Annotated in this window: 23 protein-coding genes and 1 tRNA gene; 8 read left to right on the top strand and 16 right to left on the bottom strand. The window is 40.5% G+C overall.

Annotated features, from left to right (window positions below):
* Window positions 1-9: 9 nt before the first annotated feature.
* The gene (locus VFM80_RS05530; protein WP_395070369.1) at window positions 10-1,524 is read right to left on the bottom strand and encodes a DUF7282 domain-containing protein; all 1,515 of its coding nucleotides are present in this window, start codon (window positions 1,522-1,524) and stop codon (window positions 10-12) included.
* Between the two features lie 152 nt (window positions 1,525-1,676).
* Here VFM80_RS05530 and VFM80_RS05525 point away from each other — a divergent pair, with 152 nt between their 5' ends.
* The gene (locus VFM80_RS05525; protein ID WP_395070367.1) at window positions 1,677-2,309 is read left to right on the top strand and encodes a class I SAM-dependent methyltransferase; all 633 of its coding nucleotides are present in this window, start codon (window positions 1,677-1,679) and stop codon (window positions 2,307-2,309) included.
* 254 nt (window positions 2,310-2,563) lie between these two features.
* Here VFM80_RS05525 and VFM80_RS05520 read toward each other — a convergent pair whose 3' ends face one another.
* The 5 genes from VFM80_RS05520 to mce all read right to left on the bottom strand — a co-directional run bounded on the left by VFM80_RS05520 (window position 2,564) and on the right by mce (window position 6,609).
* Window positions 2,564-4,498: a M14 family metallopeptidase gene (locus VFM80_RS05520; protein ID WP_395070365.1), complete on the bottom strand. Its 1,935-nt coding sequence runs from the start codon at window positions 4,496-4,498 to the stop codon at window positions 2,564-2,566.
* Window positions 4,499-4,638: 140 nt separating this feature from the next.
* Window positions 4,639-5,055 carry a hypothetical protein gene (locus tag VFM80_RS05515; protein WP_395070363.1) on the bottom strand — a complete coding sequence of 139 codons (417 nt, stop codon included), beginning with the start codon at window positions 5,053-5,055 and terminating at the stop codon, window positions 4,639-4,641.
* A gap of 224 nt (window positions 5,056-5,279) precedes the next feature.
* On the bottom strand, window positions 5,280-5,777 hold the full coding sequence (locus tag VFM80_RS05510) for a hypothetical protein (protein WP_395070361.1): 498 nt from the start codon (window positions 5,775-5,777) through the stop codon (window positions 5,280-5,282).
* 242 nt (window positions 5,778-6,019) lie between these two features.
* Window positions 6,020-6,093: transfer RNA gene (locus VFM80_RS05505), tRNA-Pro, on the bottom strand.
* A 117-nt stretch (window positions 6,094-6,210) separates the two neighbouring features.
* A complete protein-coding gene (gene mce, locus VFM80_RS05500) occupies window positions 6,211-6,609 on the bottom strand; it encodes a methylmalonyl-CoA epimerase (RefSeq protein ID WP_395070359.1) in 399 nt (132 codons plus the stop codon).
* Between the two features lie 157 nt (window positions 6,610-6,766).
* Between mce and VFM80_RS05495 the strand changes: the two genes are divergently transcribed.
* From VFM80_RS05495 to VFM80_RS05485, 3 genes are all read left to right on the top strand, one after another.
* Window positions 6,767-7,852: an AI-2E family transporter gene (locus tag VFM80_RS05495; protein WP_395070357.1), complete on the top strand. Its 1,086-nt coding sequence runs from the start codon at window positions 6,767-6,769 to the stop codon at window positions 7,850-7,852.
* On the top strand, window positions 7,842-8,612 hold the full coding sequence (locus VFM80_RS05490) for a toxin-antitoxin system YwqK family antitoxin (protein ID WP_395070356.1): 771 nt from the start codon (window positions 7,842-7,844) through the stop codon (window positions 8,610-8,612). The genes VFM80_RS05495 and VFM80_RS05490 overlap by 11 nt, the downstream gene beginning before the upstream one ends.
* A gap of 94 nt (window positions 8,613-8,706) precedes the next feature.
* Entirely contained in the window at window positions 8,707-10,566 is a 1,860-nt protein-coding gene (locus VFM80_RS05485) for a DUF4153 domain-containing protein (protein WP_395070355.1), read from the top strand.
* Between the two features lie 16 nt (window positions 10,567-10,582).
* Here the strand turns inward: VFM80_RS05485 and VFM80_RS05480 are convergent, their stop codons facing one another.
* Window positions 10,583-11,182 carry a flavin reductase family protein gene (locus VFM80_RS05480; RefSeq protein ID WP_395070353.1) on the bottom strand — a complete coding sequence of 200 codons (600 nt, stop codon included), beginning with the start codon at window positions 11,180-11,182 and terminating at the stop codon, window positions 10,583-10,585.
* Window positions 11,183-11,315: 133 nt separating this feature from the next.
* Between VFM80_RS05480 and VFM80_RS05475 the strand changes: the two genes are divergently transcribed.
* Together VFM80_RS05475 and VFM80_RS05470 are read left to right on the top strand one after the other, a co-directional pair.
* Window positions 11,316-11,567 (top strand): AbrB/MazE/SpoVT family DNA-binding domain-containing protein, encoded by a 252-nt coding sequence (locus tag VFM80_RS05475; RefSeq protein WP_395070351.1) that lies wholly within the window; start codon window positions 11,316-11,318, stop codon window positions 11,565-11,567.
* A 20-nt stretch (window positions 11,568-11,587) separates the two neighbouring features.
* Window positions 11,588-11,947, top strand: a complete 360-nt coding sequence (locus VFM80_RS05470) for a PIN domain-containing protein (protein WP_395070349.1) — start codon at window positions 11,588-11,590, stop codon at window positions 11,945-11,947.
* Window positions 11,948-11,951: 4 nt separating this feature from the next.
* Here the strand turns inward: VFM80_RS05470 and polX are convergent, their stop codons facing one another.
* The 9 genes from polX to VFM80_RS05425 all read right to left on the bottom strand — a co-directional run bounded on the left by polX (window position 11,952) and on the right by VFM80_RS05425 (window position 19,042).
* Window positions 11,952-13,712 carry a DNA polymerase/3'-5' exonuclease PolX gene (gene polX / locus VFM80_RS05465; protein ID WP_395070347.1) on the bottom strand — a complete coding sequence of 587 codons (1,761 nt, stop codon included), beginning with the start codon at window positions 13,710-13,712 and terminating at the stop codon, window positions 11,952-11,954.
* Between the two features lie 108 nt (window positions 13,713-13,820).
* Window positions 13,821-14,186 (bottom strand): YraN family protein, encoded by a 366-nt coding sequence (locus VFM80_RS05460; protein ID WP_395070345.1) that lies wholly within the window; start codon window positions 14,184-14,186, stop codon window positions 13,821-13,823.
* Complete coding sequence (locus VFM80_RS05455) at window positions 14,179-14,751, bottom strand: GbsR/MarR family transcriptional regulator (protein ID WP_395070344.1); 573 nt, start codon at window positions 14,749-14,751, stop codon at window positions 14,179-14,181. Before VFM80_RS05455 ends, VFM80_RS05460 begins: the two co-directional genes overlap by 8 nt.
* Window positions 14,752-14,827: 76 nt before the next feature.
* Window positions 14,828-15,115, bottom strand: a complete 288-nt coding sequence (locus VFM80_RS05450) for an FmdB family zinc ribbon protein (protein ID WP_395070342.1) — start codon at window positions 15,113-15,115, stop codon at window positions 14,828-14,830.
* Window positions 15,116-15,184: 69 nt separating this feature from the next.
* Complete coding sequence (locus tag VFM80_RS05445; RefSeq protein ID WP_395070340.1) at window positions 15,185-16,378, bottom strand: pyridoxal phosphate-dependent aminotransferase; 1,194 nt, start codon at window positions 16,376-16,378, stop codon at window positions 15,185-15,187.
* An 86-nt stretch (window positions 16,379-16,464) separates the two neighbouring features.
* Window positions 16,465-16,962, bottom strand: coding sequence for a pantetheine-phosphate adenylyltransferase (coaD, locus tag VFM80_RS05440; RefSeq protein WP_395070338.1), 498 nt, complete (start codon window positions 16,960-16,962; stop codon window positions 16,465-16,467).
* Between the two features lie 10 nt (window positions 16,963-16,972).
* Window positions 16,973-17,554: a 16S rRNA (guanine(966)-N(2))-methyltransferase RsmD gene (gene rsmD, locus VFM80_RS05435; protein WP_395070399.1), complete on the bottom strand. Its 582-nt coding sequence runs from the start codon at window positions 17,552-17,554 to the stop codon at window positions 16,973-16,975.
* A 154-nt stretch (window positions 17,555-17,708) separates the two neighbouring features.
* Window positions 17,709-18,569 (bottom strand): hypothetical protein, encoded by an 861-nt coding sequence (locus VFM80_RS05430; RefSeq protein ID WP_395070336.1) that lies wholly within the window; start codon window positions 18,567-18,569, stop codon window positions 17,709-17,711.
* Window positions 18,569-19,042 (bottom strand): hypothetical protein, encoded by a 474-nt coding sequence (locus VFM80_RS05425; protein WP_395070334.1) that lies wholly within the window; start codon window positions 19,040-19,042, stop codon window positions 18,569-18,571. Before VFM80_RS05425 ends, VFM80_RS05430 begins: the two co-directional genes overlap by 1 nt.
* Window positions 19,043-19,216: 174 nt before the next feature.
* On the opposite strand from VFM80_RS05425, the gene VFM80_RS05420 reads away from it, so the two are divergent.
* Together VFM80_RS05420 and VFM80_RS05415 are read left to right on the top strand one after the other, a co-directional pair.
* Window positions 19,217-20,527 carry an MATE family efflux transporter gene (locus VFM80_RS05420; RefSeq protein WP_395070332.1) on the top strand — a complete coding sequence of 437 codons (1,311 nt, stop codon included), beginning with the start codon at window positions 19,217-19,219 and terminating at the stop codon, window positions 20,525-20,527.
* Window position 20,528: 1 nt separating this feature from the next.
* Window positions 20,529-21,194: YihY/virulence factor BrkB family protein (locus VFM80_RS05415; RefSeq protein ID WP_395070330.1), on the top strand; the 666-nt coding region annotated here is incomplete at its 3' end.

Below are 21,194 nucleotides of genomic sequence, written 5' to 3'. Positions count from 1 at the left end.
AACCACAGCTTACTGAATCGTAAACTGCACCATTACTACATTATCCATTGCATCAAATACGGGTGGATCATCTGAGCCTTGAGAACCATCAAAGTCGTACGATCCGATCGTACCGTTATCTATATGTAACATTGCCCATACTTTCTCCCCGGATTCCAGTGTTTCACCTTCATCAAGAGTAATTACTAAGTCAGTGTTTTGACCAAGATATACTTGTCCATGGCCAATACTTGCCGGCACAACAGGAGCGTCACTACCGTTATCACGGTGGAGAACTACAAAGCCTATTTGTTCGGCCATAGTTTCAGAAATGGTTATCGTGCCATTTTCAACGGCCTGATCATTTGCTGTCACTGAAGCAGTAGAACCGCTAACAGTAATATTTGTCATCAGAATACCATTTGCTGTAACAACCGGTTGGTCATGAGGGCCTACACTGTCAAATTCATAAGTGCCTTTTTCGCCGGTGTCGAAGTGAACCATTGGCCATAATTGTTCGCCATCTTCAACAACTTCTCCGTCATTAAAAGTGATCTGTACATCCGTATTCATTCCCGCCTGTATAGGAGCTTTGCCTATTATCTCAGGAACTTGAGGGCCGTCATTATTAGCATTAGAACGGTGTACAACAACCCAGCCATCAGTATCAGACTCTACATCTACGGTTATGGAGTTATTCATAACAGTTTGATCATTGGCGGTGAGAGTTGATGTATTTTCAAGTACCGTAAATGATTCCAGTACAATATTGTCCTCAAAGAATACAGGAAGGTCTAAACCATTGCCTCCGTCAAATTCGTATGCACCGATCTCGCCGGTATCAAAGTGAAGCATAGGGAACAAGTTATCCCCGGCTTCCACTGTTTCACCATCGTTAAGAATGATCTCTACGTCTTCATTCATTCCCGCGCTCACGGCAGTTTTACCTATGATCTCAGGAATTTGTGGTCCGTCATTGTTGGCATTTGGTCCGTGAATTACGATCCATCCGTCTTCGGCTGCATTAACAGAAAGGGTAAAGATATTTCCCTGGTTAACCTGATCAGCAACCATTATGGCAGGATCAGTCTGGGTGATCATAAATGAGGTCATAACGATCTCATCATTGAATATCACGGGAAGGTCGAGCTCGGTTTCACCGTCGAATTCATACTCACCGATCTCGCCGGTGTCTTCGTGAAGCATAGCCCAAAGCGTTTCGTTATTAGCAACGCCTTCACCAAGCTGGATGCTTACGTCTGCATTAGATCCGGCCTGAACAGCGGCTTTTCCAATAATTTCCGGAACCTGCGGACCGTCATTATTAGCATTGGAACGGTGAATTACGATCCATCCGTCAACCGGTGAATCGACATTAGAGATTACTACTTGATTCCCGTTACTGGTGCCTTGTGTATTGGCTTCAACTGAAGGGATGTCATCTTCGGTTACTATTTCACCGGAAGAATTATTGCCATTGCTGCAAGCTGCAAATGTAAATACAGATGCCGCAAAAAGAATGAACATTTTATTTAATACTTTCATGATTAAGAGTGTTTTTTTATTGTTTTTATTTGCTTGTTATCTGTGATTACGAAAGCTTTTGGCGGGCAGATTGGATTTTTTTTAATTCTTTTGAATGGAACGATGAAATCAGGGATATGAATTACAGGACTAAGAATTAATCAGCGGGACCATTGGATAAAGAGAAGAAAGATATTTCGCAGACGGCAGCATCCTATAATAATCAGGCTGAGAGGTATGAAGAGAGATGGAAGGCATATTTATCACATACCCATCAGAAGCTTTTAAATATATTTGAATGCGAGAAAGGGCATCGAATCCTTGATGTTAGTGCGGGAACCGGTTTGTTTGCGAAGCACCTGAATGAAAGCGGTGCTATGTTTTCTGAAATAGTGCTTAATGACGTCTCCGGAAAAATGCTGAATATTGCCAGAAAGCGTTTTGAGGATCAGGCAGCGATTTCTTTTACTGAAGACTCATCAGAAAGGCTCAGTTTTCAGGATAACAGCTTTGATTCAGTGATCTCTTTAAATGCATTTCATAATTATAAAGATCAGGAAGGAACTTTGTCTGAGATCCATCGCGTATTAAAGCCGGGTGGCCGATTCTATTTATTGGACTGGAATCGGAAAGGATTTTTCAGGCTTATAAATTTTTGTATTGATGTTTTCTCAGGAGAGTTTATACAAACAAGGAATGCAGATGAATTAAATAAAGCTTTAGAGTCACTGTCTTTTCAGGTCAATACCAAAGAAGAGTGGGGATTCCGGTATTGGAAGTTTTACCTAATGGTAGCAGTAAAATAAAAGCCCCTGTCGGTCAAAACAGAGGCTTTAATGAGTTATCGGAGTATATGCTTGATTAATCATTTAATCATCTCTTCAATAAATTACGTATCCATTTATATAACGGATTGGAATAAGAATATTATTCAATGAAGGAATGATGACTTTTGATTGAGTTTAGAGGGAAACTGGCACGAGCTTTTTTCACAAAAAAAACCCGATGCAAGTGTAGGCATGCATCGGGCTTTGTTATCTAAAATATTGGTAATAGGCCTTTACTCTTCTTTGGGAGGATTTCCAATTTCTATCTCTTTTTCGATATAACCGCCTCGGGTAGATAGGATCTTTACGGTGCCTTTTGCTCCTTCGATGCCATTCAGTTCTACTTCAAATACCGCATTCTTTGATTCTCCGGCATCTGTATATCCGGCCCGAATGGTTTTATCATATAATTCAGGAGTGATGATTTTTAGCGAAGCATCTTCATAACCCTTGGTTAACTCGGAGTCAAAATCGAGCATTACCCGGTCTTCCTGTACAATTTTTACGAGTTGTGCCTGCTTTAATGCCACAGGAAGATTACCTGTATTGGTCCATGATATGGTGATTCTGAATCTATTGTTTGAGGTCTCTTCGATGGCAATATCATCAAGAGTTATTTGAGGAAGTTCTTTAGCCATAAGAAGGTTGAAAAGGGCCTGTTTTTCAGCCCACGGCTCAAGCTGCCATGGTGGTCCGTTTTGGCTAAAGAATTTGGGGTGGAACCCACCGATCTCAACCTCGCCTAAGTCAGGATGGTCAAATTTAGTCCATGCTTTAAAACCACGCCCTTCATTTTCTTCATCATCCCAGCGAAGAGCATCATAATCGTCATATATGCCGTCTTCATTGTAATCTTTCATAGCTCCGTTATTCCAAAGCTCATCTCCGTACCAAATGGAGCCAAAATAGAAATACCCAAAATCAGGCCCGTGGCCAAATAAAGGACTGGGACGTGAAGGATCTCCTGTTACCCTGTTGATAGGATAGCGGGTCATGTAAGTTTCATAGACATCTCCGGCCCAGGGGTATTCTGTGATCTCAAGTCCCAACCGGTCATATCTTTCATACAGCGCAAGGTCCTCAGGATACATACGTTCTTCACTCTTTGAAGTGGAAGGAGGGCGTAAATGCATCGGAACCCGGGTATCCATGGAGTTTACTACTGAAATATTGGGGTGAGTCAGCATCCACATAACTACAGATTTTGATTCGGGCTCACTCAAGGGATATTCTCCGGCTCCATATTGGGTATAGCCCCTTCCGGTCAGATCTTCTCCTCTGTCGGGTCTCCAGTTTTCAACGTAATTGCGATGAAGATCCAATCCGCCAATTCCATCTTCGTTTATATCACCGTCACCATCATTGTCTATACCTTCAGAATAGACTAACCATTCTCCCTTGCCGGGAAGCACACGTTTCATTAAACGTCCTTCAGGATCACGGGAATCAATAACATAATTGGCATCCTCTATCTCATCCGGACCGGCTTTTTTCCTCATGGAATAAATAATACCATCTCCGTCAAGGTCTTCCGGTGAATCCTCATCCAGTAACCCATCACGATCATTGTCGTGAGGCCTTACTGAGCTTCGGTTCGATTGCGCGGTGTGAAGATAGAGGTTAGAGCCATCGGGATTATTCTGTGGGCGCAAATAGATCGCTTTGGTATCGATAAGTTCTGTTATTTCGGGGTCTGCCCCATAATTTTCCAAAAGATGTTGGGTAAGCCATAGAATGGATTCACTGCTGGTTATTTCACCGCTGTGCCGGCCTCCTTCAAAATAGGCAGCGGGCTTGTCGGTATCTTTCCCCGTTTCTTTATTGGTGATGGTCATTTGTAAGATCGGGCGGCCTTCAAAACTTTTAGCTACTTCATAGAGTTCAACAATATCAGGATATTGTTCTGCCCATTTTTTATACCAAGCGTACATCACATCAACGGTATGATAAGTATCAAATGTAAGCTCATCTCCGGCCTCGTATTCAACTTCCGGGAAGCGATGTTGTTCAAAAAAGCTAATCCCGTGTCGTTCTCCGCTTACGGTGTACATTGTGGAGTCCTTATCTGACTCGGGCCAGCTTGGAGTATTTAACGGAGTGTAATTTTGAGCGAAAGTTTGCGCAAAGATGCCCAGGGTAAAAAGAAGAGTGATCGCAATTTTCTGCATATCTAAAAATTTGATTGGTGTTAGAGCGATAATGTAATGCATTACACCGAAAAGTTAACATCTATAAAATGATGCTATGCAGATGAGTAGGGAATCGTACTTTTAGATAGTATAAAAAGAGAGTGTAGGAGAGGAGCTGATTAGAGGTATTCTACAACAGCAGTAATGGTACCCTGATATTGGCCGTTAAGCTTTTGCTGGTTTTTCACCTTGCCGTTTACTGAAACCTTATGTTCACCTGATTCAGAAGTTATTCGGTCAACATCCATCGATTCGAATTCTAAAGCTTCACCTTTATTGTTTTTGATCTCAGAGTGGTTTGAAATATAGATACTTATATCAGAACCGGGAGATGCTACCAGTGAAAAAGATCCGGCATGCACTTCTTCTAAAGAATTTGAAGAGCTAAGGTCAATTACAGACTCTTCCAGTGAAGTGAAGCCTGCACCGCTTATAACATTAACTTTGGCTTGCATTACTGCAATTACCTGAGCATTTGCTAAAAATGAAAAGCTTGAAGCTAGAAAGATTAATGTAGAAAGAATTAGTGTTTTCATGGCGCTGATTTTTTTGTCTGCACCAATTTATTAAAATTTCTTAATATTATAAAATCTTAATATTTAATTTCCTACAAAATCAGCTTTCAGTTTATCAAAATCGTTACCACAAGGATCTAAGGAATGGTTTTTACAATTATTAGAATTAGAGGTTTCTAATAAAAGAATTACAAATATAAAAAAAGCCTCAATAATGAGGCTTTAGAGGTAGTGAAAAGTTTACTTTAGATCCTGAAATATCGTTTAATCTTTATGCGTTTTGCTCTTTTTTTAATGGCGGTAAGCTTTTCTTTAGTAAGACCGGCTTCATTAGGATCGATCTTGATCTCTTCCAAAGTTTTCAGGGGATGTAAAACCCCAAGGTGTTTAATAAAAGTATTTAGATGGGACCTTAAATAATTTTTCCGGTTCTTATCTAAAATTTCAATAATTGATTCCCATTTTTTGGGCTTTACCGAAAATTCAATACCAAGGCCGATAGCATCGGAATCATCCTGGCTGTTAAGGCAAATTTCAAGTTGAAGTTCCAGACTTTCAGGTAATGGTTCCGGACGAAGTAATTTTGGCCCGCGATGTTCTTTATATCCTTTTGGAAAAAAACTTTTCCAAAGTTCTCCGGTGGAAGGGTCATGGTAGAATACTTCAAAAGTATCCATATTCTTTCGTACAGGCACCATATCTTTGATGCGTTCGATCTGTCTCTTGTTGTTTAAAATATACATAAGTAATGATGCTGAGGCTTTACAGTTATGTACTTTTGGTACTACTAAAAGTTCCGTTTAGATGATATCTATTAAAGACCGGTGTTTATAATTGGTCGTATTTTTTCTGATAGTACTAACTTAACGAATCTTAAAAAAGGTGTCTGTTAACTAAATCTACTCTGTAAAAAAGATTTATAAAGCTTTTTTTAAATAAAAAAGCCCTCAAATGCCCCGAAAGACACTTGAGAGCTTTGCAATTGTCGGGGCGACAAGATTTGAACTTGCGACCTCTCGACCCCCAGCCGAGCGCTCTACCGTGCTGAGCCACGCCCCGTTCAATGAAGTGCTAAGATAAGCCGATTTGTGGCAGGCATCAATGTTATTTTTTCGATTTTGCAGAGCGGTTTTATAGTAGACTACTATCCTATTACTATCGAAATGCAAAAAAATATCATTTCTTACTTTGGCATAACTCCACCAAAACACCGTGATTATCTTTGGGGTGAACAAATGCAACCAGCTTATTATCGGCGCCATCTTTAGGTTGTTCATTTAATACAGTAAAGCCTTCACTACGCAGACGTTTGAGCTCAGCATGAATATCGTCTACCTCAAAAGCTACATGATGCAGCCCTTCTCCTTTTTTTTCCACATATTTGGCTATAACAGAGTCGGGGGTAGTAGCTCCCAATAATTCCACTTTTGATTCTCCTGTCTGGAAAAAAACTGTTTCTACATTTTCAGTTTCTACCACTTCTGTTTTAGTGGGAGAAGTATTTAAGATCTTGGAATAAGTTTCGGTTGCGGTTTTTATGTCTTTAACAGCGATCCCGATGTGGTCAATATGCATTGGCTTCAAATTAAAAGGTATAAAAATTGTATTGGCAGTTATAGGATAAGTATAGTTTTAATACTATTCATTTTTAGATTTTAGAAACATCTAAGGATTGTATTAATTATTATTGCCGACAGGTTTGTCGGATCAATTAATAGAAAGATAATTATCTATGGAACACCATCGAATAAAGGAGTCAAAGAAATACCCCTTTTGGCTGAAATCTACGCTCATTTTGGCGGGTTTGGCCTTACTTATTATAATGATGAATTATGGGAAATTCATTCTAATGCCACTGGCCTTTTCCGCATTTTTTGCGATGCTGCTAAATCCATTGGTCAAGGTTTTCGAACGATGGAAGTTGGGCAGGGCCTTTAGCATCATACTTACCTTACTGGTAGTATTAATTATTTTTGCAGGAGTTTTATCACTCATTTCCGCGCAATTCATTCAATTTGCGGAACGGATACCGGAAGTAACTGAAAAGCTGAAAAAAGTATCAACAGCTGCCATAGAGTATTTAGAAGAATCGTTAGGAGTTTCTCAACAAGAGCAGAGTGAATATTTACAGCAAGGGATCAATAACCTTATCGATCAAAGCGGGAATTTTATGAGCTCTTTGTTAAGCGCAACTACCAACATCTTTACGGTTATGACCCTGATGCCCATTTTTATCTTTTTTATGCTGTACTATCAGGAAATGTACCGTACATTTTTTCAGAAGCTTTTTGAAGTTAAAAAAAGAGGGAACTCAAATGTGGATCAGCTTCTTGATCGGATACAAGGTGTGACACAAGATTATTTGGTTGGAATGTTAACGGTAATTGGAATTCTTGCTGTTTTAAATACTACAGGGCTATTTATAGTAGGATTGGATCATGCTCTGTTCTTTGGAGTGTTTGCATCACTTCTGGCCATCATTCCTTATATAGGGATCATCATCGGTGCATTACCTCCATTAATTTTTGCATTATTACTTACAGACTCCTTGTTAACTCCAGTTTTTGTTATAGCAGTATTTGGGACGGTTCAGTTTTTAGAAGGTAATTTTATAACTCCGAGAATAGTTGGATCGAAAGTATCGATCAATCCTTTTGTGGCCATGGTGGCATTGATCATTGGAGGAGAAATTTGGGGTATCTCCGGAATGATTCTTTTCGTGCCTTTGATTGGTATCTTAAAAGTGGTGTTTGATCAAATACCGGAAATGAAACCATATGGATATTTATTGGGAAACAGTAAAACTTATGACAGATAAAAAAAGCGTAAAAAAAGGCATTGATGTGCTTTTTCTGCTGATATTGTTTGTTGCGGGCTGCAGCACTGATAATGACAGGAAGAGCGAGCACTATTTTCTAAATGGTTATGATCATCTTGGTTTTTATGATCGTGAGGGAAATCCGGTTCCTACTTCAAATTTCATAAGTATTCATCAGATGGATGGAATTAGAAGTTACAAGATCAGGGATACAAGCCTTGTTTTATTACATAATCGTTCAAAAGAACCCTACTCAGGGTACATCCGAACTTTTCATAACGAGAGATACAATTTACAAGGTGAATTTGAAGACGGTAAAATGTTCCGTCTGCGTTACTGGCACCCCAATCGTACATTAGGCATGGATATGAAGTACGAAGAAAAAGTTGGATCGGTATGGAATTCATCAGGTAACTTGGTAGCCTCTATGAATCCTGAAGAGACTTATTACTATTATCTGGGAAGTCAGGATATCAAAGAGATAGTCAGTGATACCATGCACAGTTACTACACTAAAAGTGGAGAGCTTAAACGGTATACTGTACGAAACGATACTGCAATTATAAATTACGATAGTAAGGGGGACCCAAGGTCTATACTTTCTTTTCGGGAAGGAAAAGGTTTACATGGGCCGGTGAGGCAATATTATCCCAATGGACAATTGAAAATGGAAGGGATGCATGAAAATGGAAATCAGACGGGGATATGGATCGAATATGACAGCCTTGGCAATGAGATCAAAAGAGAAAATTATAATTGAGAGATAACTTAAGTTAGTTGTGAGTAATTAGGGTATTTGATATTTCGATCAAAAACTCAATATTGAAGTGTAATTAAAACTTCAAATTAGTGCTATGAAGATCAAATTTCCTTCCATTGGTGAAATTTCAGAAAAAGGAACGGATACATTCAAACGATTTCCGTTTGCTTTGTCAATTGCTGCTATAGGTACAATTTCAGCAATTTGGCTGGCGGATGTTTCCTGGGGTCAAAAAGCAGATTATTTTTATTTATTGAATCTTTGCTGGATCTCTGCGCTTAGTATTTCCGTTTTTGTATCAATTACTACTTTTTCGGAAAGCCTTGGGTGGAATTTTAAAAAGGCCGTTTTATTGAAAGCAGGTACACTGTTCATTTTAGCATTGTATTATTATTTGCTGCCTGAAGAGTTTTCGCTAGGGGAAACTGAGTCCTTTTATCGCTATTCATTATTCTTCCTTTCTGCACATTTGCTGGTTTCGTTCGCTCCATTTTTGAAGTCAGGAGATGTAGAAGATTTTTGGGCTTATAATAAAACACTCTTTTTAAGAATACTTACAGCGCTTCTTTATAGTATGGTTTTATTTGCCGGACTTTCCATAGCAATGCTTTCCCTGGAAAACCTGCTTGAAATCAATATTTCAGGAAGACGATACAGTCAATTATGGATCCTGCTGGTCGGTTTATTTAACACGTGGTTTTTCCTTGCAGGCATTCCACATCCAAAACAAATATCTCAACGTGAGAGAAAGTACCCCGGTGGATTAAAGGTATTTGTGCAATATATTTTAATCCCTTTGATAACAGTATATATACTGATCCTATATTTGTACACCGGCAAGATCATATTAGAATGGCAATGGCCAAATGGCTGGGTTGCGAATTTGGTTCTCAGCTTTTCTATTGCCGGGATACTGGCTTTGTTGCTATTGTACCCGATTCGGAATCAGGAAAAAAATCGGTGGATCCATTTATTCTCAAAAGGATATTATATAGCACTGATTCCTCTTATTATTTTACTCATGCTTTCAATCTGGGTTAGGATTTCGGAGTATGGAGTTACCGTCAACCGTTATTTTGTGGCTGCTTTGGCCGTTTGGCTGACGGGCATAGTCATCTATTTTCTAATTGCCAGGTCCAAGAATATCAAAGTGATTCCGATCTCTTTGTGTGTGATCTCCATATTGATCTCATTTGGTCCTTTGGGAGCATTCGAGGTATCTAAAAGAAGTCAACTGGATCGCTTTGAAGGGCTGCTTGAAAAAAATGGACTCTTATCTCAGGAGAAGAAAGTTGTCAAATCACAAAGTTCGATCTCTTTTGACGACCGGAAACAGATAAGTTCCAAAGTTGCATATATTCTAGAATTAGAAGGCACAGAACCGCTACAACCGTACTTTAAACAAGATCTAGAAGAAGTAATGGATAAGGAAGAAAATGAGTATAGGTATAATGATGCCGGTAAGATCACCGATCTTATGGGGATAGAATTTGTTTCGGAATGGCAAACCGATGGACAAGCCGGGGTGAGTATGCAAAGTTTTTATTACTACTTAGAATCAAATAAGAGCATACCTGTTTCAGGCTACTCATTATATTTGGGAGAATTCACATTCAATACGTACAATCAAAATAACTATGAGGTCGAGATTGAAGGTGTGAAGTGGGTTATTTCTTACAATGCTGAAGACGACTTGCTCAATATCAGTTCCGACTCAACAGAAAAAGGTATAGACCTGAAATTAACCCCTCTCATAAACCGCTTAAAAGCGTTAGGGGGTTCGAGTCAGGATGTCCCGGATCAATCAGTTGAAATGATGACCCTTGAAGCAGAAGACATGGGAGTAAAAGTAAAAGTGGTATTAAAAAATATTTCAGGTATCTATGAAGGGGATGGCGTGAAAATCCAAAACTTAACAGCGGCTATTTTAATCGATACTGGTACTGAAGACTGAAATATTGCGATAAATTTTAAATCTCTTCAGGGAAAAACAAGTCTCGCACATAGGTGTAATTTGCTGCCATTCTTCCAACAGGATCATATTTTTCATAATTCACTTTATCACCTTCCATATACACATCGTCATGTATGTGGTAACAAACCAATTCCCCGATCACCTGGTTGAAATTTCCTAACTCCATTACCCTGTTCAATTTGCATTCCATGCTAATGAGTGCTTCTTCCACTCTTGGGGCTGTGACTAATTGGCTTTTGGAAGGCGTTAATCCTGCTTCATCAAATTCACTCACGTCCTTAGGGAAGATAAGGCTACTCTTCTGCATTTGCGGTGCGAGAGAAGCCGAAACCATATTGATCACAAAATCCCCGGTTTCCTTGATATTGACTAGGGTATCTTTATCACCGTCCTTACCAACATTAACTCCCTGTCCGATGGAAATAATGAACATAATGGGATCGGATGAAATGACCTGAAAATAACTATATGGGGCAAGATTGGGAATCCCGCTTTTCCCTATGGATGAAACCCATGCAATTGGACGGGGAACCACGGTGCCTTTCACTAATTTCACTATTTGCCTGTTTGGAAAGTCAGATTTCTCTATGATCACGAATGCCATGTTTTAGAATTATAAATATCAGTGCCAAAGGTAGCTAATTTTGGAAATCTTGCATAATAAAGGCAGTTGCAGTTGGTTAATGAATTAAACAAATTCCTTACATATAACAAGAAAAGTAAGAATTATGGCTACGGCAACAATAACATCCAAAGGACAGGTAACCATCCCCAAAAAAATAAGGGAAAAATTGGGATTGAAGCCCGGAGATAAGATCGATTTTGAGGTTGAAAAGGGGGACCTGAAAGTTTCAAGAAAGAAATATTCTATTGAAGAAACATTTGGAATGCTTTATAGAGAGAACCAAAAATCATATACAGTGGAAGAAATGGACGAAAAATTAGCAGAGTATTTTAGAAATAAATACAAAGCTGAATGATTGGGGCAGATACAAATTTAATGGTTCGGTTTCTGACCAGAGATATTGAAGAACAAGCTCAAAAAGTAAAATCTCTGCTTGAAAAAGGAGAAATACTCTATATAAATGAAACCGTGCTTACTGAACTTTATTGGGTTTTGACAAATGTGTATGATTATCCAAAAAGCAAGTTTATACAGGGTATTGATCAAATAATAAACACAGAAGGGTTTATCTTTTTTGATGACCAAATAATTAATGAATCAATTGCAGATTTTGTAAATTCATCTGCCGGTTTCAATGATTGCCTGATTCATCAAATGAATAAAGCCCGAGGCTATAAAACACTCACCTTCGACAAGAAAGCATCCAAGCTAAAGGGAATGAAGCTGCTGAAATAAGTTCCTATCTAGCCTCAAAAAAAGCTCTTACTTCATCTGCACTTTTAGTATTAAGTACCCTGTCTTTATCATATTTTCCTTTTCGTGCAATTCGAACTCCAAAAGGAATATCATCAATGCCTTCAGTAGAGTGAGCATCCGGATTGATGGAGGTCATCATCCCAACTTCGCGCGCTTTGTTGCCGAAGCGCCAGTCTAGATCCAGTCGGCGCGGGTTGGCGTTTATTTCGATGGCGGTGTTATGTTCAGCAGCCAAAGTAACCAGTTCATTAAGGTCCAGATCACTGCCGTTTCTTTTTAGTAGCAATCTGCCTGTTGGGTGACCTAAAATCCGGGTATATGGATTTTTGATCGCATTTCGCATACGCTCCATCATTTCTTCACGAGGCATATTCAGTGATTGATGCACGCTGGCAATTACAAAATCAAAACCTTTAAGAATCTCATCCTCATAATCCAGTGAGCCGTCCGCCAAAATATCGGACTCGATTCCTTTAAATATTACAAAATCTTTTCCGCTACTTTTAAATTCTTCGTTGAGCGCGTCAATTTCTTCCCACTGTTGTTTGATCTCATCAACGGCAAGTCCGCCGGCATAAGCCGCTGTTTTAGAGTGATCCGTGATCCCCAAATATTCATAGCCACGCTCCATACAGGCTTCGGCCATTTCTTTGATGGAATATTTACCATCACTCCAGGTGCTGTGAGCGTGAATGATCCCGCGGATATCATCATTGGAAACCAATTCGAATTCTTCCTGCTCTTCATAGATCTCAAATTCCCCTCGATCTTCCCGTAATTCCGGAGGCACAAAATGCAGGTCTAATTTTTGGTAGATATCGGTTTCACTGGAAAACTCGACCGGTTGATCAAAGTCGGTATCGCCATCTGAATTCAATTTAAAGAGTCCGTATTCATTCAGGCCCATCCCACGTTCACGGGCGCGCTGCCGCATCACGATATTATGCTCCTTGCTTCCGGTGAAATACATAAGTGCTGCGGGGAATTCTTTAGGAGATACAATTCGCAGATCTACCTGCCGGCCTTCTTTGGTACGAACGGAGCTCTTGGTATCTCCCCGACCCAGCACATCAGTAACCCGCTCGTGATTGACGAACACATCAAAAAGATCTTCGATATGTTTTTCATCTGCGGCGATCAGGATATCAATATCTCCAATGGTTTCAAGTCCGCGGCGGTAGGAACCTGCGACTTCAATTTGCTGAACCCCTTCTAAATTTTTGAGGCTTTCAAAAATAGCAGTTGCGATTTCCTGAGCCTGATCTAATCTGCAACGCTCATCAAACTTCTCCATCCATTCTATGGATTTCTTGATCTTTTCCGCAGATTTCTGACCTAATCCTGATAGGCCTGCCACCGAGCCGTCCTCAATTTTATCCTTCAATTCCTCAATGGTACTAATGCCTAATTCCTTGTGAATTTTATACGCATTCTTAGGCCCCAATCCCGAAATATTCAGCCATGCGATCAATCCTTCAGGTACTTTCTCTTTGAAGGCTTCCAGTACAGGCATTTGCCCGGTTTCCTCCAGCGCATAGATATCTTCAGCAATAGATTTTCCAACTCCCTTTATATCCGTCAGGTTTTTATTCTGAATGTAGTCGTCGATGTTTTCCTGGAGTCCTTCGATGGTTTGTGCGGCTTTATCAAAGGCGATCACCTTAAAGCGGTTCTCTCCGGCAAGCTGCATCAGTTGGGAAACTTCGCGAAGCAGCTCAGCTATTTGGTCGTTGGTATAGGGCATGATTAATTTTGAATTGAGAAATTATAAATGATGAATTAGGTGCAAGTGGCAAGGTACAAGGTACAAGTTTTTTACAGCTCCTTGTACCTTGAACCTAAAACCTGGTACCTATCTAAAAGCATCTTCAATGTGATTAAATTCCGGGGCTTCGTTGTTTTTTTGGACGATTCCTACGATATCGAAACGCATGGGTGAGCCTTCCATTTTACGTTCATACATCCATGCTTCGGAAGCTTTGAACACCTTCTTTACTTTTTCTTCGGTCACATATTCCATCGGGTGTCCAAATTTGGTGGATGAGCGCATCTTGACTTCTACAAAAACGATGGCGGTATCATCATAAGCTACAATATCAACTTCAGCACGTTCAAAAAAATAATTTCTTTCGAGGATCCTCCAGCCTTTTGACTCCAAATAAGCGCAGGCCAGATCTTCCCCTTCACTGCCAATATCCCGTTTCGACTTTTTAGTCATGTTCTTTCTTAGTTCCGGTCAATGATTCTTTAACTTCTACCAGCTTAACTAACTGCTTTAAGAATTTTAGATTTTTCTTGTTGATGTAAGGCAGCAGAGCTCCGGTGAACCGCTCGAACATCTCCAGAAATTCCATGTAGTTTTCAATACGGACTTTAAACTCCTTGCTTTCTTCATCATCCAAACCGCCGGCTTCAAGGGTTTTTACACATTGTTCCAGATTTTCCCGGATGGGAGCTATTTCACGCTGCTGGCGTTCCCGAATAATGGTGGATACAATTTTCCAGACATCAGTTTCAGCGGAGTAATAATCTTTTCGGTCGCCTTTGAAGTTCACTTTATGGATGAGCTCCCATTCTAACAGCCGATGCAAATTCATATTGGCGTTACCGCGACTGATATCCAATGTGTCCATGATGGTATCTGTATCAAGCGGGTGAGATTCGGCATACAACAACGCGTGGATCTGTGACATGGTTTTATTGATGCCCCAGGCCGATGCCATTTCACCCCAAAGAAGGACGAATTGATCTAATGCTTCCTGATATGCCTTGCTGTGTTCCATCTGGTTAATGGGTTATTCGTTATTTGTATAATGGGAATAAGATACGAATAACGATTAACCATTAACCATTAACGAGCTAAGATTTTGCTTCTTTAGCGGTATCTTTTTTGGGAGTTTCAGCTTTGGTTTCCGGACTTCCGTTATCAGTAGAATCAGCAGGTGGAGTTGAAGCTGATTTCCGTCCGCCATCTTTATAATCCGTTACGTACCAGCCCTCGCCTTTATAAACTACTCCACCACCGCCGGAAATAATACGCTTCACTTTTTGTCCGGTAGTTGGACATGTTGTCAGGGCTTCTTCACTCATTTTCTGGACGATCTCAAAAGTGGTTCCGTCTTCTCTTTTATACTCGTATGTAGGCATTTGGATTGTTGATTTTAGATTTATGATCGACAAATAGCTTATATCAAATTTTGTGCCATTTATCATTTTTTAAGCCAAACTTGCCAGTCCTTCTTTGAGTCGTTTCATAGCCTCTTCGAGATCACTCATAGAAGCCGCATAACTCAGGCGGATGCCGTTGGGTTCACCGAAGGCATCACCGGGAACGAGGGCGAGCCCAAATTCATCCAGGAGATACAGACACAAGTCGGTGGAAGAACCAATGGGAGTGCCATCCGGCTTCTTGGTGCCGATATAATGGGAGATATCCGGAAATACATAAAAGGCACCGCCGGGCGTAAAACAGCTTACTCCTTCGATTGTATTCAATGCATCCACCAAATAATCACGCCGTTTTTTAAACTGCTCACGCATGGCTTTCACATCATCCAGATTTCCTTTGTAAGCAGCTTCCCCGGCTTTTTGGGAAATGGAAGAAGGGGCTGAAGTCTCCTGACTTTGAATTTTGGAAACAGCACTCACAATGTCATTATTAGCGGCAAGATATCCCAGGCGCCATCCCGTCATGGCAAAGCCTTTAGAGAATCCGTTGATCAGAACTACCCTGTCTTTAAGATCCGGTGCCGCATTCAGGATACTTACATGCTCTCCCTCAAATACGATATACTCATAAATTTCATCAGAGATCACATAAACCTGAGGGTGTTTTCTCAGCACTTCAGCTAACCCTTCTAGCTCTTCAGCAGAATATTGAGCGCCGGTGGGGTTAGAAGGTGAACACAAGATCAGCGCCTTAGTCTTTTCAGTAATGGCTTCTTCAAGCTGCTTTGGTGTTAATTTGAAATTGTTCTCAAACGAAGTTCGGATGGTTACTGATTTCCCTTCGGCCAAACGAACCATCTCCGGATAAGAAACCCAATACGGAGCCGGAATGATCACCTCATCACCCGGATCAACCAAAGCAAGAATGCTAAACCCAACAGACTGTTTGGCTCCGTTTGAGCAGATGATCTGTGATGGATCGTAATCCAGGTTATTGTCTCGTTTCAGTTTGGCACAAATAGCCTCACGCAATTCAGGAGTCCCTGGATTCATAGTATAACCGTGAAAACCATCGTTGATAGCCTGAATGGCTGCATCACAAATATGGCGTGGCGTTTTGAAGTCAGGCTCACCGGCGCTTAAAGAAACGATGGATTTACCCTGACGTTTGAGCTCTTTGGCTCGGCCGGTGACTTTAAGTGTTGCAGAGGGTTGTAAATTTTGTGCTCGTTTAGAGATCATAATTTCTAAAATAGTAATGAAATTGAGAATAAAGACAATTGGAATATAAAGTGCTACGGCTAAGAAAAGTAGAGGTATTGTGGGACTTAATTGTTGTCCTTAAACTTCTCTTTCAACGCTTTGGCTACAATATCGGGCACAAAGGAACTGAGGTCACCACCCCAGTAGGCTACTTCTTTTACGATAGATGCCGATATAAAAGTGAATTCCTCATCCGGCATCAGGAAGATAGTGTCAACTTCAGGAGCCAAACGCTTGTTGGTGAGGGCCATTCTGAATTCATATTCAAAATCCGAGATCTGCCGAACTCCCCTGACCAACGTATCTGCTTTCATATCTACGGCATGATCTACAAGAAGTCCCGTAAATTGTTTGACCTGTACTTTTTTCGCCCAACTTTTACCTGAAATACAGTCTTGTATAAGTTTAACACGCTCATCACCGGAAAATACCGCATCTTTTTTATTATTAACAGCTACTGTAACAATGACGGTCTCAAATAGATTCGTAGCCCGTTCAAGGATATCAAGATGGCCGTTGGTGATGGGATCAAAAGAACCGGGATATAAGGCAATAGTTTTCATAAGGGTGAATTTATTCTGATTCTGAATCTACCGGATGCTTCTGAAAGATGCTAACAATGGTTCGCCCATAAGCTTTTGAAAACGAGCAGTGTGGGTGATCGGTAAAGTCTTTGTATTTATCGTGTTCCAGCATCAGCCAACCTTCTTCAGTAAGCCAGTTATCAGAAAGGATCTGTTCGATCATTTCATCCATAAAGGGATAGTCGTAAGGGGGGTCACAAAAAATAAAATGATGCGGGGTAGCCATGCCGTTTAAAAATCGTTGCACGTCAGAGCAAACGATCCTCATTTGTTTGTCGATCCCAAACTTTGTGGCGGTTTTCTCTATCTGCTTAACATTATCAGGGTCAATTTCAACGGAAGTAACATGTTTGGAGCCTCGTGAAATAGCTTCAAAGCCGAGATTTCCTGATCCTGCAAAAAGATCCAGGATAATAGTCCCCTCCATGAAAACACGAGCCTCGATCAAATTGAAAATGCTTTCTTTGGTTCGGTCGGTGGTGGGGCGCACATCCAAGCCCTTGGGAATGTTGAAATGTCGGCCTTTTAGTTTACCTGTGATGATCCGCATGGGAAATTTGAAATTTTGGATTATAAATTATGAATCGAAATCCATGCGTAAAGATATTGATAATCTTTCAATTCTCCTGATGAGCCAAATAGTAACTTCCCCAAAGTTATTCTAAGTTGGAAGTAGAAATATGTGACGCAATTAACTTTGGAAAAGTTAGTTGAGATGGCGAGTTCTAAAAGTCGAGGCTTAAAAGAATAGCGGGAAAAGCAGCGGCGAGATCAAAGCCATAGGTTTCTTCTTCAGCTTCAACACCGATATCTTGAAGGGAGTTGAGCTTGGTGATCTCTGCTGAATCATCCCAAAACCCCTGGAGCGCCTGTTCAACTTCATGTGTTTGATGCCCAAAAAGATAAATAGTTTCATGGAGCCCGCGCATCCAGCTGGAATTGGCTGAATGTTGCAGCCAGTGATATGGCAGATCTTCAGGCTGATCAAAAGAGATATAGGTAGCTGCCCTGAATTTTCCGAGTAAAAACGAGGTGATAGAAATTACATTTTCGTGGCATCCGATCATTAGAAAAGAGCCGCCCGGTTTTGCGAAGGTTGACCACTTTTGCGCGATCTCGAAATCACTGTTGAAATCAGTGGTTGCTACCTGGGTAGTGAGTTTATCGAATCCGGCCATAAGATTTCGTCGGCGGACCGAAAGAAATTTGTATTCATTGTTATGAAGTGTATGCCAGGTGGGTTCAATATGTTCACGCGTTACCCCTTTCATTAAAATAGCCAGGTGGTCTTCGCGCTCGTCGCTATTATCATAGACCACTTTAGGAAATATGGTCCAGCATTCGTGTGCAGGGTGGGTAAGGGCTCGAACTGATTTTATGTTATGATCGGTACGAAAGCGATCAAAAGTGGAAAGAATATGGGGGAAGTGCTCCTTATGCTGCCGTGTAATGGCGTTGATCACATCAAAGTTGAAGTCGAAAGAGCCAATACGAAAAAGGTGTTTGTCTTTTTTCGGGTCATTGATCGAATAAAAAAGGCGATCCGAGAAAAAACAAACACCTAAATTTGCAGAAGCTTCATCCATTAATTCCAGTTTGGAGCATTACGCATAGTGGTACGCTCTAAACTCCCTATAGCATCATCGGTATCTGGATCTTCAAGAAGATAAATTGGAGGACGCAGGGTATCATTGTGCGTATACACAAATTTTGAGTGTGGCGGCCTTGGGGAGTATATCAGCGAATCCGGATTGAAAACATCAAAGGTTCTACCAAACAAAGAATCACCCATAGCGATCATCAATGAATCTGTTTTAAGAAATTTAACAAGGCTGTCTAATCCGCCTTCGGTCGGTGGGAATTCTTCATTACGAGTTTCATATTGGATAAGTGCGTCTTTGGTATCCAATAGTCGTTGCCGGACTTTTTCAGTCATAGCTTCTCGCTCTCTAACTTCTTGATAAGGAGTTATAAGCGAATCATAAAGCCAGTAGGTAAGCCCAATAATTATGATTCCAAGTACAATTGTAAGAATTTTATTACGCGATTCAATGTCCATGTGAAAAGCAAATGAGTTAATTAATTTAGTTTAGATCCCAAGAAAATTCGGAAAAAGAAAATACATGCCCACCCATAGATATGCAACTTTATAGAGCATTCAAATAATATGAATTTATAATACCTTTCCTGCTGTTATCTTAGACCGCCAATTTTAACAAGAAAAATATCTTTTTTGAACCGGCAAATACTCCGTCTTGCAATACCAAATATCATCAGTAATCTCTCTGTTCCACTGCTGGGAGCTGTTGATACGGCTGTTGTGGGGCGTCTTGAGCACGTTTATTATCTGGGAGCTATAGCAGTAGGGAGTATCATTTTTGACTTTATTTTTTGGGGATTTGGCTTTTTGCGCATGGGTACCACAGGTATGGTAGCGCAGGCATATGGAGAGCAAAATGAGCGTAAGACTCGCATTATTTTATATAGAGTGCTATTAGTAGCTGCTATTAGCAGTGTATTTATATTACTTATTCAGTATCCGCTCATAGAGGCATCTCTATACCTTGTTAATGCTTCCCCTGAAGTAGAAGAATATACCCGCCTATACTATCATATACGCATTTTTGCGGCACCTGCTACGCTTGCACTTTTTGGATTGAACGGATGGTTCCTGGGAATGCAGAATTCCACTTACCCCATGATCGTCACTATTTTCTTAAACATTGTAAATATTATTCTGAATCTCATTTTTGTGTTCCGGTATAACATGACGGTAGACGGGGTCGCAACCGGAAGTTTGATAGCCAGTTTTCTGGCACTTGGGTTGGCTTTTATTCTTTATAGGAAAAAGTATGGGGCGCTAAAGTTAGAAATTAATTGGAGTGAACTTATTGAGGCTGAAGAGCTCAGGAAATTCTTTTCCGTGAACCGTGATATTGTGATCCGGACCCTGTGCCTTATATTTTCTTATGCTTTTTTTACCGCAAAATCGGCGGAGATGGGAGATGTGGTTCTGGCTGCGAATACTATTCTGCTGCAAATGTGGTACATCAGCTCTTATGGAACGGATGGTTTTGCTTATGCGGCAGAAAGTTTGGTAGGCCGTTTTAAAGGAGCAAAGGATAATGAACAGTTAAAAGCGACTGTAAAAGCTAATATGTTATGGGGGCTTGGGCTGGGTATACTGGGAACCACCACCTATGCCCTGCTTGATACCGAGATCATCACCCTCTTCACTGATAAAGAAAATGTGATTGCAGTAGCAATGACTGTTGTTATCTGGCTTATTGCAGCTCCGGTTGTCAATAGTGTCTGTTTTATTTGGGATGGAGTGTATATAGGTGCTACGTCCACCGGTGCAATGCGGAATTCCATGTTGGTTGCTACTATCCTTGTTTTTATTCCTGTGTATTACATCAGTGAACCTTTTGCGGGCATTCATGCGTTATGGATGGCAATGACGGCATTCATGGTTGCGCGAGGAGTGATATTATCGTTATATGCTCCTTCTAGAATATTTGGAAATACAGAATCAGGAATTTAAAATGGAATTCATCAGGAACGCCTTTAAAGTGATCTCAATAACCTTAAACGGTTTCATTGATGATAATTGCTTTCTGTACAGTGCGGCGGTCTCTTTTTATACCTTATTTTCGCTTGCCCCCATTGTTTTGATCACCGTGTACATTGCCGGATTATTTGTAGGAAATGAAAGCGTGTTGAGAGAACTCACCGGTTTCTTAAATGAGACGGTTGGAGCTGATAGTACAGAAGCGGTGATGTTACTCGTAGAGACCATACAAACCGACACCAGAAACGTGATGTATTTGATCCTGAGTTTTGGATTTATTTTGATCTCAGCTACTACTGTTTTTGTTCAGTTCAAAGATTCATTTAATCGGATTTTCAAGATCGTACCAAGGCCTGAAGCTGGATTTTTAAAAATGCTATTCGATAGGGCGGTATCTTTTGGGATGATCCTTTTGCTGGGAGTGGCTATGATCTTTTCATTGATCCTGGATTCCTTGCTGATCGGGCTTTTTGGTCTTCTTTCAGAAAATTATGAATCTGCCCGAATTATACTGGCATCCTTAGGCGGAAACGTGCTCACCTTTATCATGATCTTCTTTGCCATACTTACCATGTTCTACATTCTTCCGGATGTGAAAGCCCGCAAAAAACCGTGGGTCGTTGGAAGTCTTGTAACCGCC

It is taken from the genome of Gracilimonas sp. (assembly GCF_035704785.1).
In the GTDB taxonomy this organism is placed as follows: Bacteria; Bacteroidota; Rhodothermia; order Balneolales; family Balneolaceae; genus Gracilimonas.
Note: the sequence above shows the minus strand (reverse complement) of the source record. Positions and strands in the feature narration are given on the sequence as shown.

Bases quoted from the DNA above. Each gene is read 5' to 3' on its own strand.
- VFM80_RS05445 (WP_395070340.1), bottom strand. From the start codon at position 16,378: ATGATCTCTAAACGAGCACAAAATTTACAACCCTCTGCAACACTTAAA.
- mce (WP_395070359.1), bottom strand. From the start codon at position 6,609: ATGCATATTGACCACATCGGGATCGCTGTTAAAGACATAAAAACCGCA.
- coaD (WP_395070338.1), bottom strand. From the start codon at position 16,962: ATGAAAACTATTGCCTTATATCCCGGTTCTTTTGATCCCATCACCAAC.
- VFM80_RS05425 (WP_395070334.1), bottom strand. From the start codon at position 19,042: ATGGACATTGAATCGCGTAATAAAATTCTTACAATTGTACTTGGAATC.
- VFM80_RS05475 (WP_395070351.1), top strand. From the start codon at position 11,316: ATGGCTACGGCAACAATAACATCCAAAGGACAGGTAACCATCCCCAAA.
- VFM80_RS05515 (WP_395070363.1), bottom strand. From the start codon at position 5,055: ATGAAAACACTAATTCTTTCTACATTAATCTTTCTAGCTTCAAGCTTT.
- VFM80_RS05520 (WP_395070365.1), bottom strand. From the start codon at position 4,498: ATGCAGAAAATTGCGATCACTCTTCTTTTTACCCTGGGCATCTTTGCG.
- VFM80_RS05430 (WP_395070336.1), bottom strand. From the start codon at position 18,569: ATGGATGAAGCTTCTGCAAATTTAGGTGTTTGTTTTTTCTCGGATCGC.
- VFM80_RS05495 (WP_395070357.1), top strand. From the start codon at position 6,767: ATGGAACACCATCGAATAAAGGAGTCAAAGAAATACCCCTTTTGGCTG.
- VFM80_RS05460 (WP_395070345.1), bottom strand. From the start codon at position 14,186: ATGACTAAAAAGTCGAAACGGGATATTGGCAGTGAAGGGGAAGATCTG.
- VFM80_RS05450 (WP_395070342.1), bottom strand. From the start codon at position 15,115: ATGCCTACATACGAGTATAAAAGAGAAGACGGAACCACTTTTGAGATC.
- VFM80_RS05530 (WP_395070369.1), bottom strand. From the start codon at position 1,524: ATGAAAGTATTAAATAAAATGTTCATTCTTTTTGCGGCATCTGTATTT.
- polX (WP_395070347.1), bottom strand. From the start codon at position 13,712: ATGCCCTATACCAACGACCAAATAGCTGAGCTGCTTCGCGAAGTTTCC.
- VFM80_RS05455 (WP_395070344.1), bottom strand. From the start codon at position 14,751: ATGGAACACAGCAAGGCATATCAGGAAGCATTAGATCAATTCGTCCTT.
- VFM80_RS05485 (WP_395070355.1), top strand. From the start codon at position 8,707: ATGAAGATCAAATTTCCTTCCATTGGTGAAATTTCAGAAAAAGGAACG.
- VFM80_RS05510 (WP_395070361.1), bottom strand. From the start codon at position 5,777: ATGTATATTTTAAACAACAAGAGACAGATCGAACGCATCAAAGATATG.
- VFM80_RS05490 (WP_395070356.1), top strand. From the start codon at position 7,842: ATGACAGATAAAAAAAGCGTAAAAAAAGGCATTGATGTGCTTTTTCTG.
- VFM80_RS05470 (WP_395070349.1), top strand. From the start codon at position 11,588: ATGGTTCGGTTTCTGACCAGAGATATTGAAGAACAAGCTCAAAAAGTA.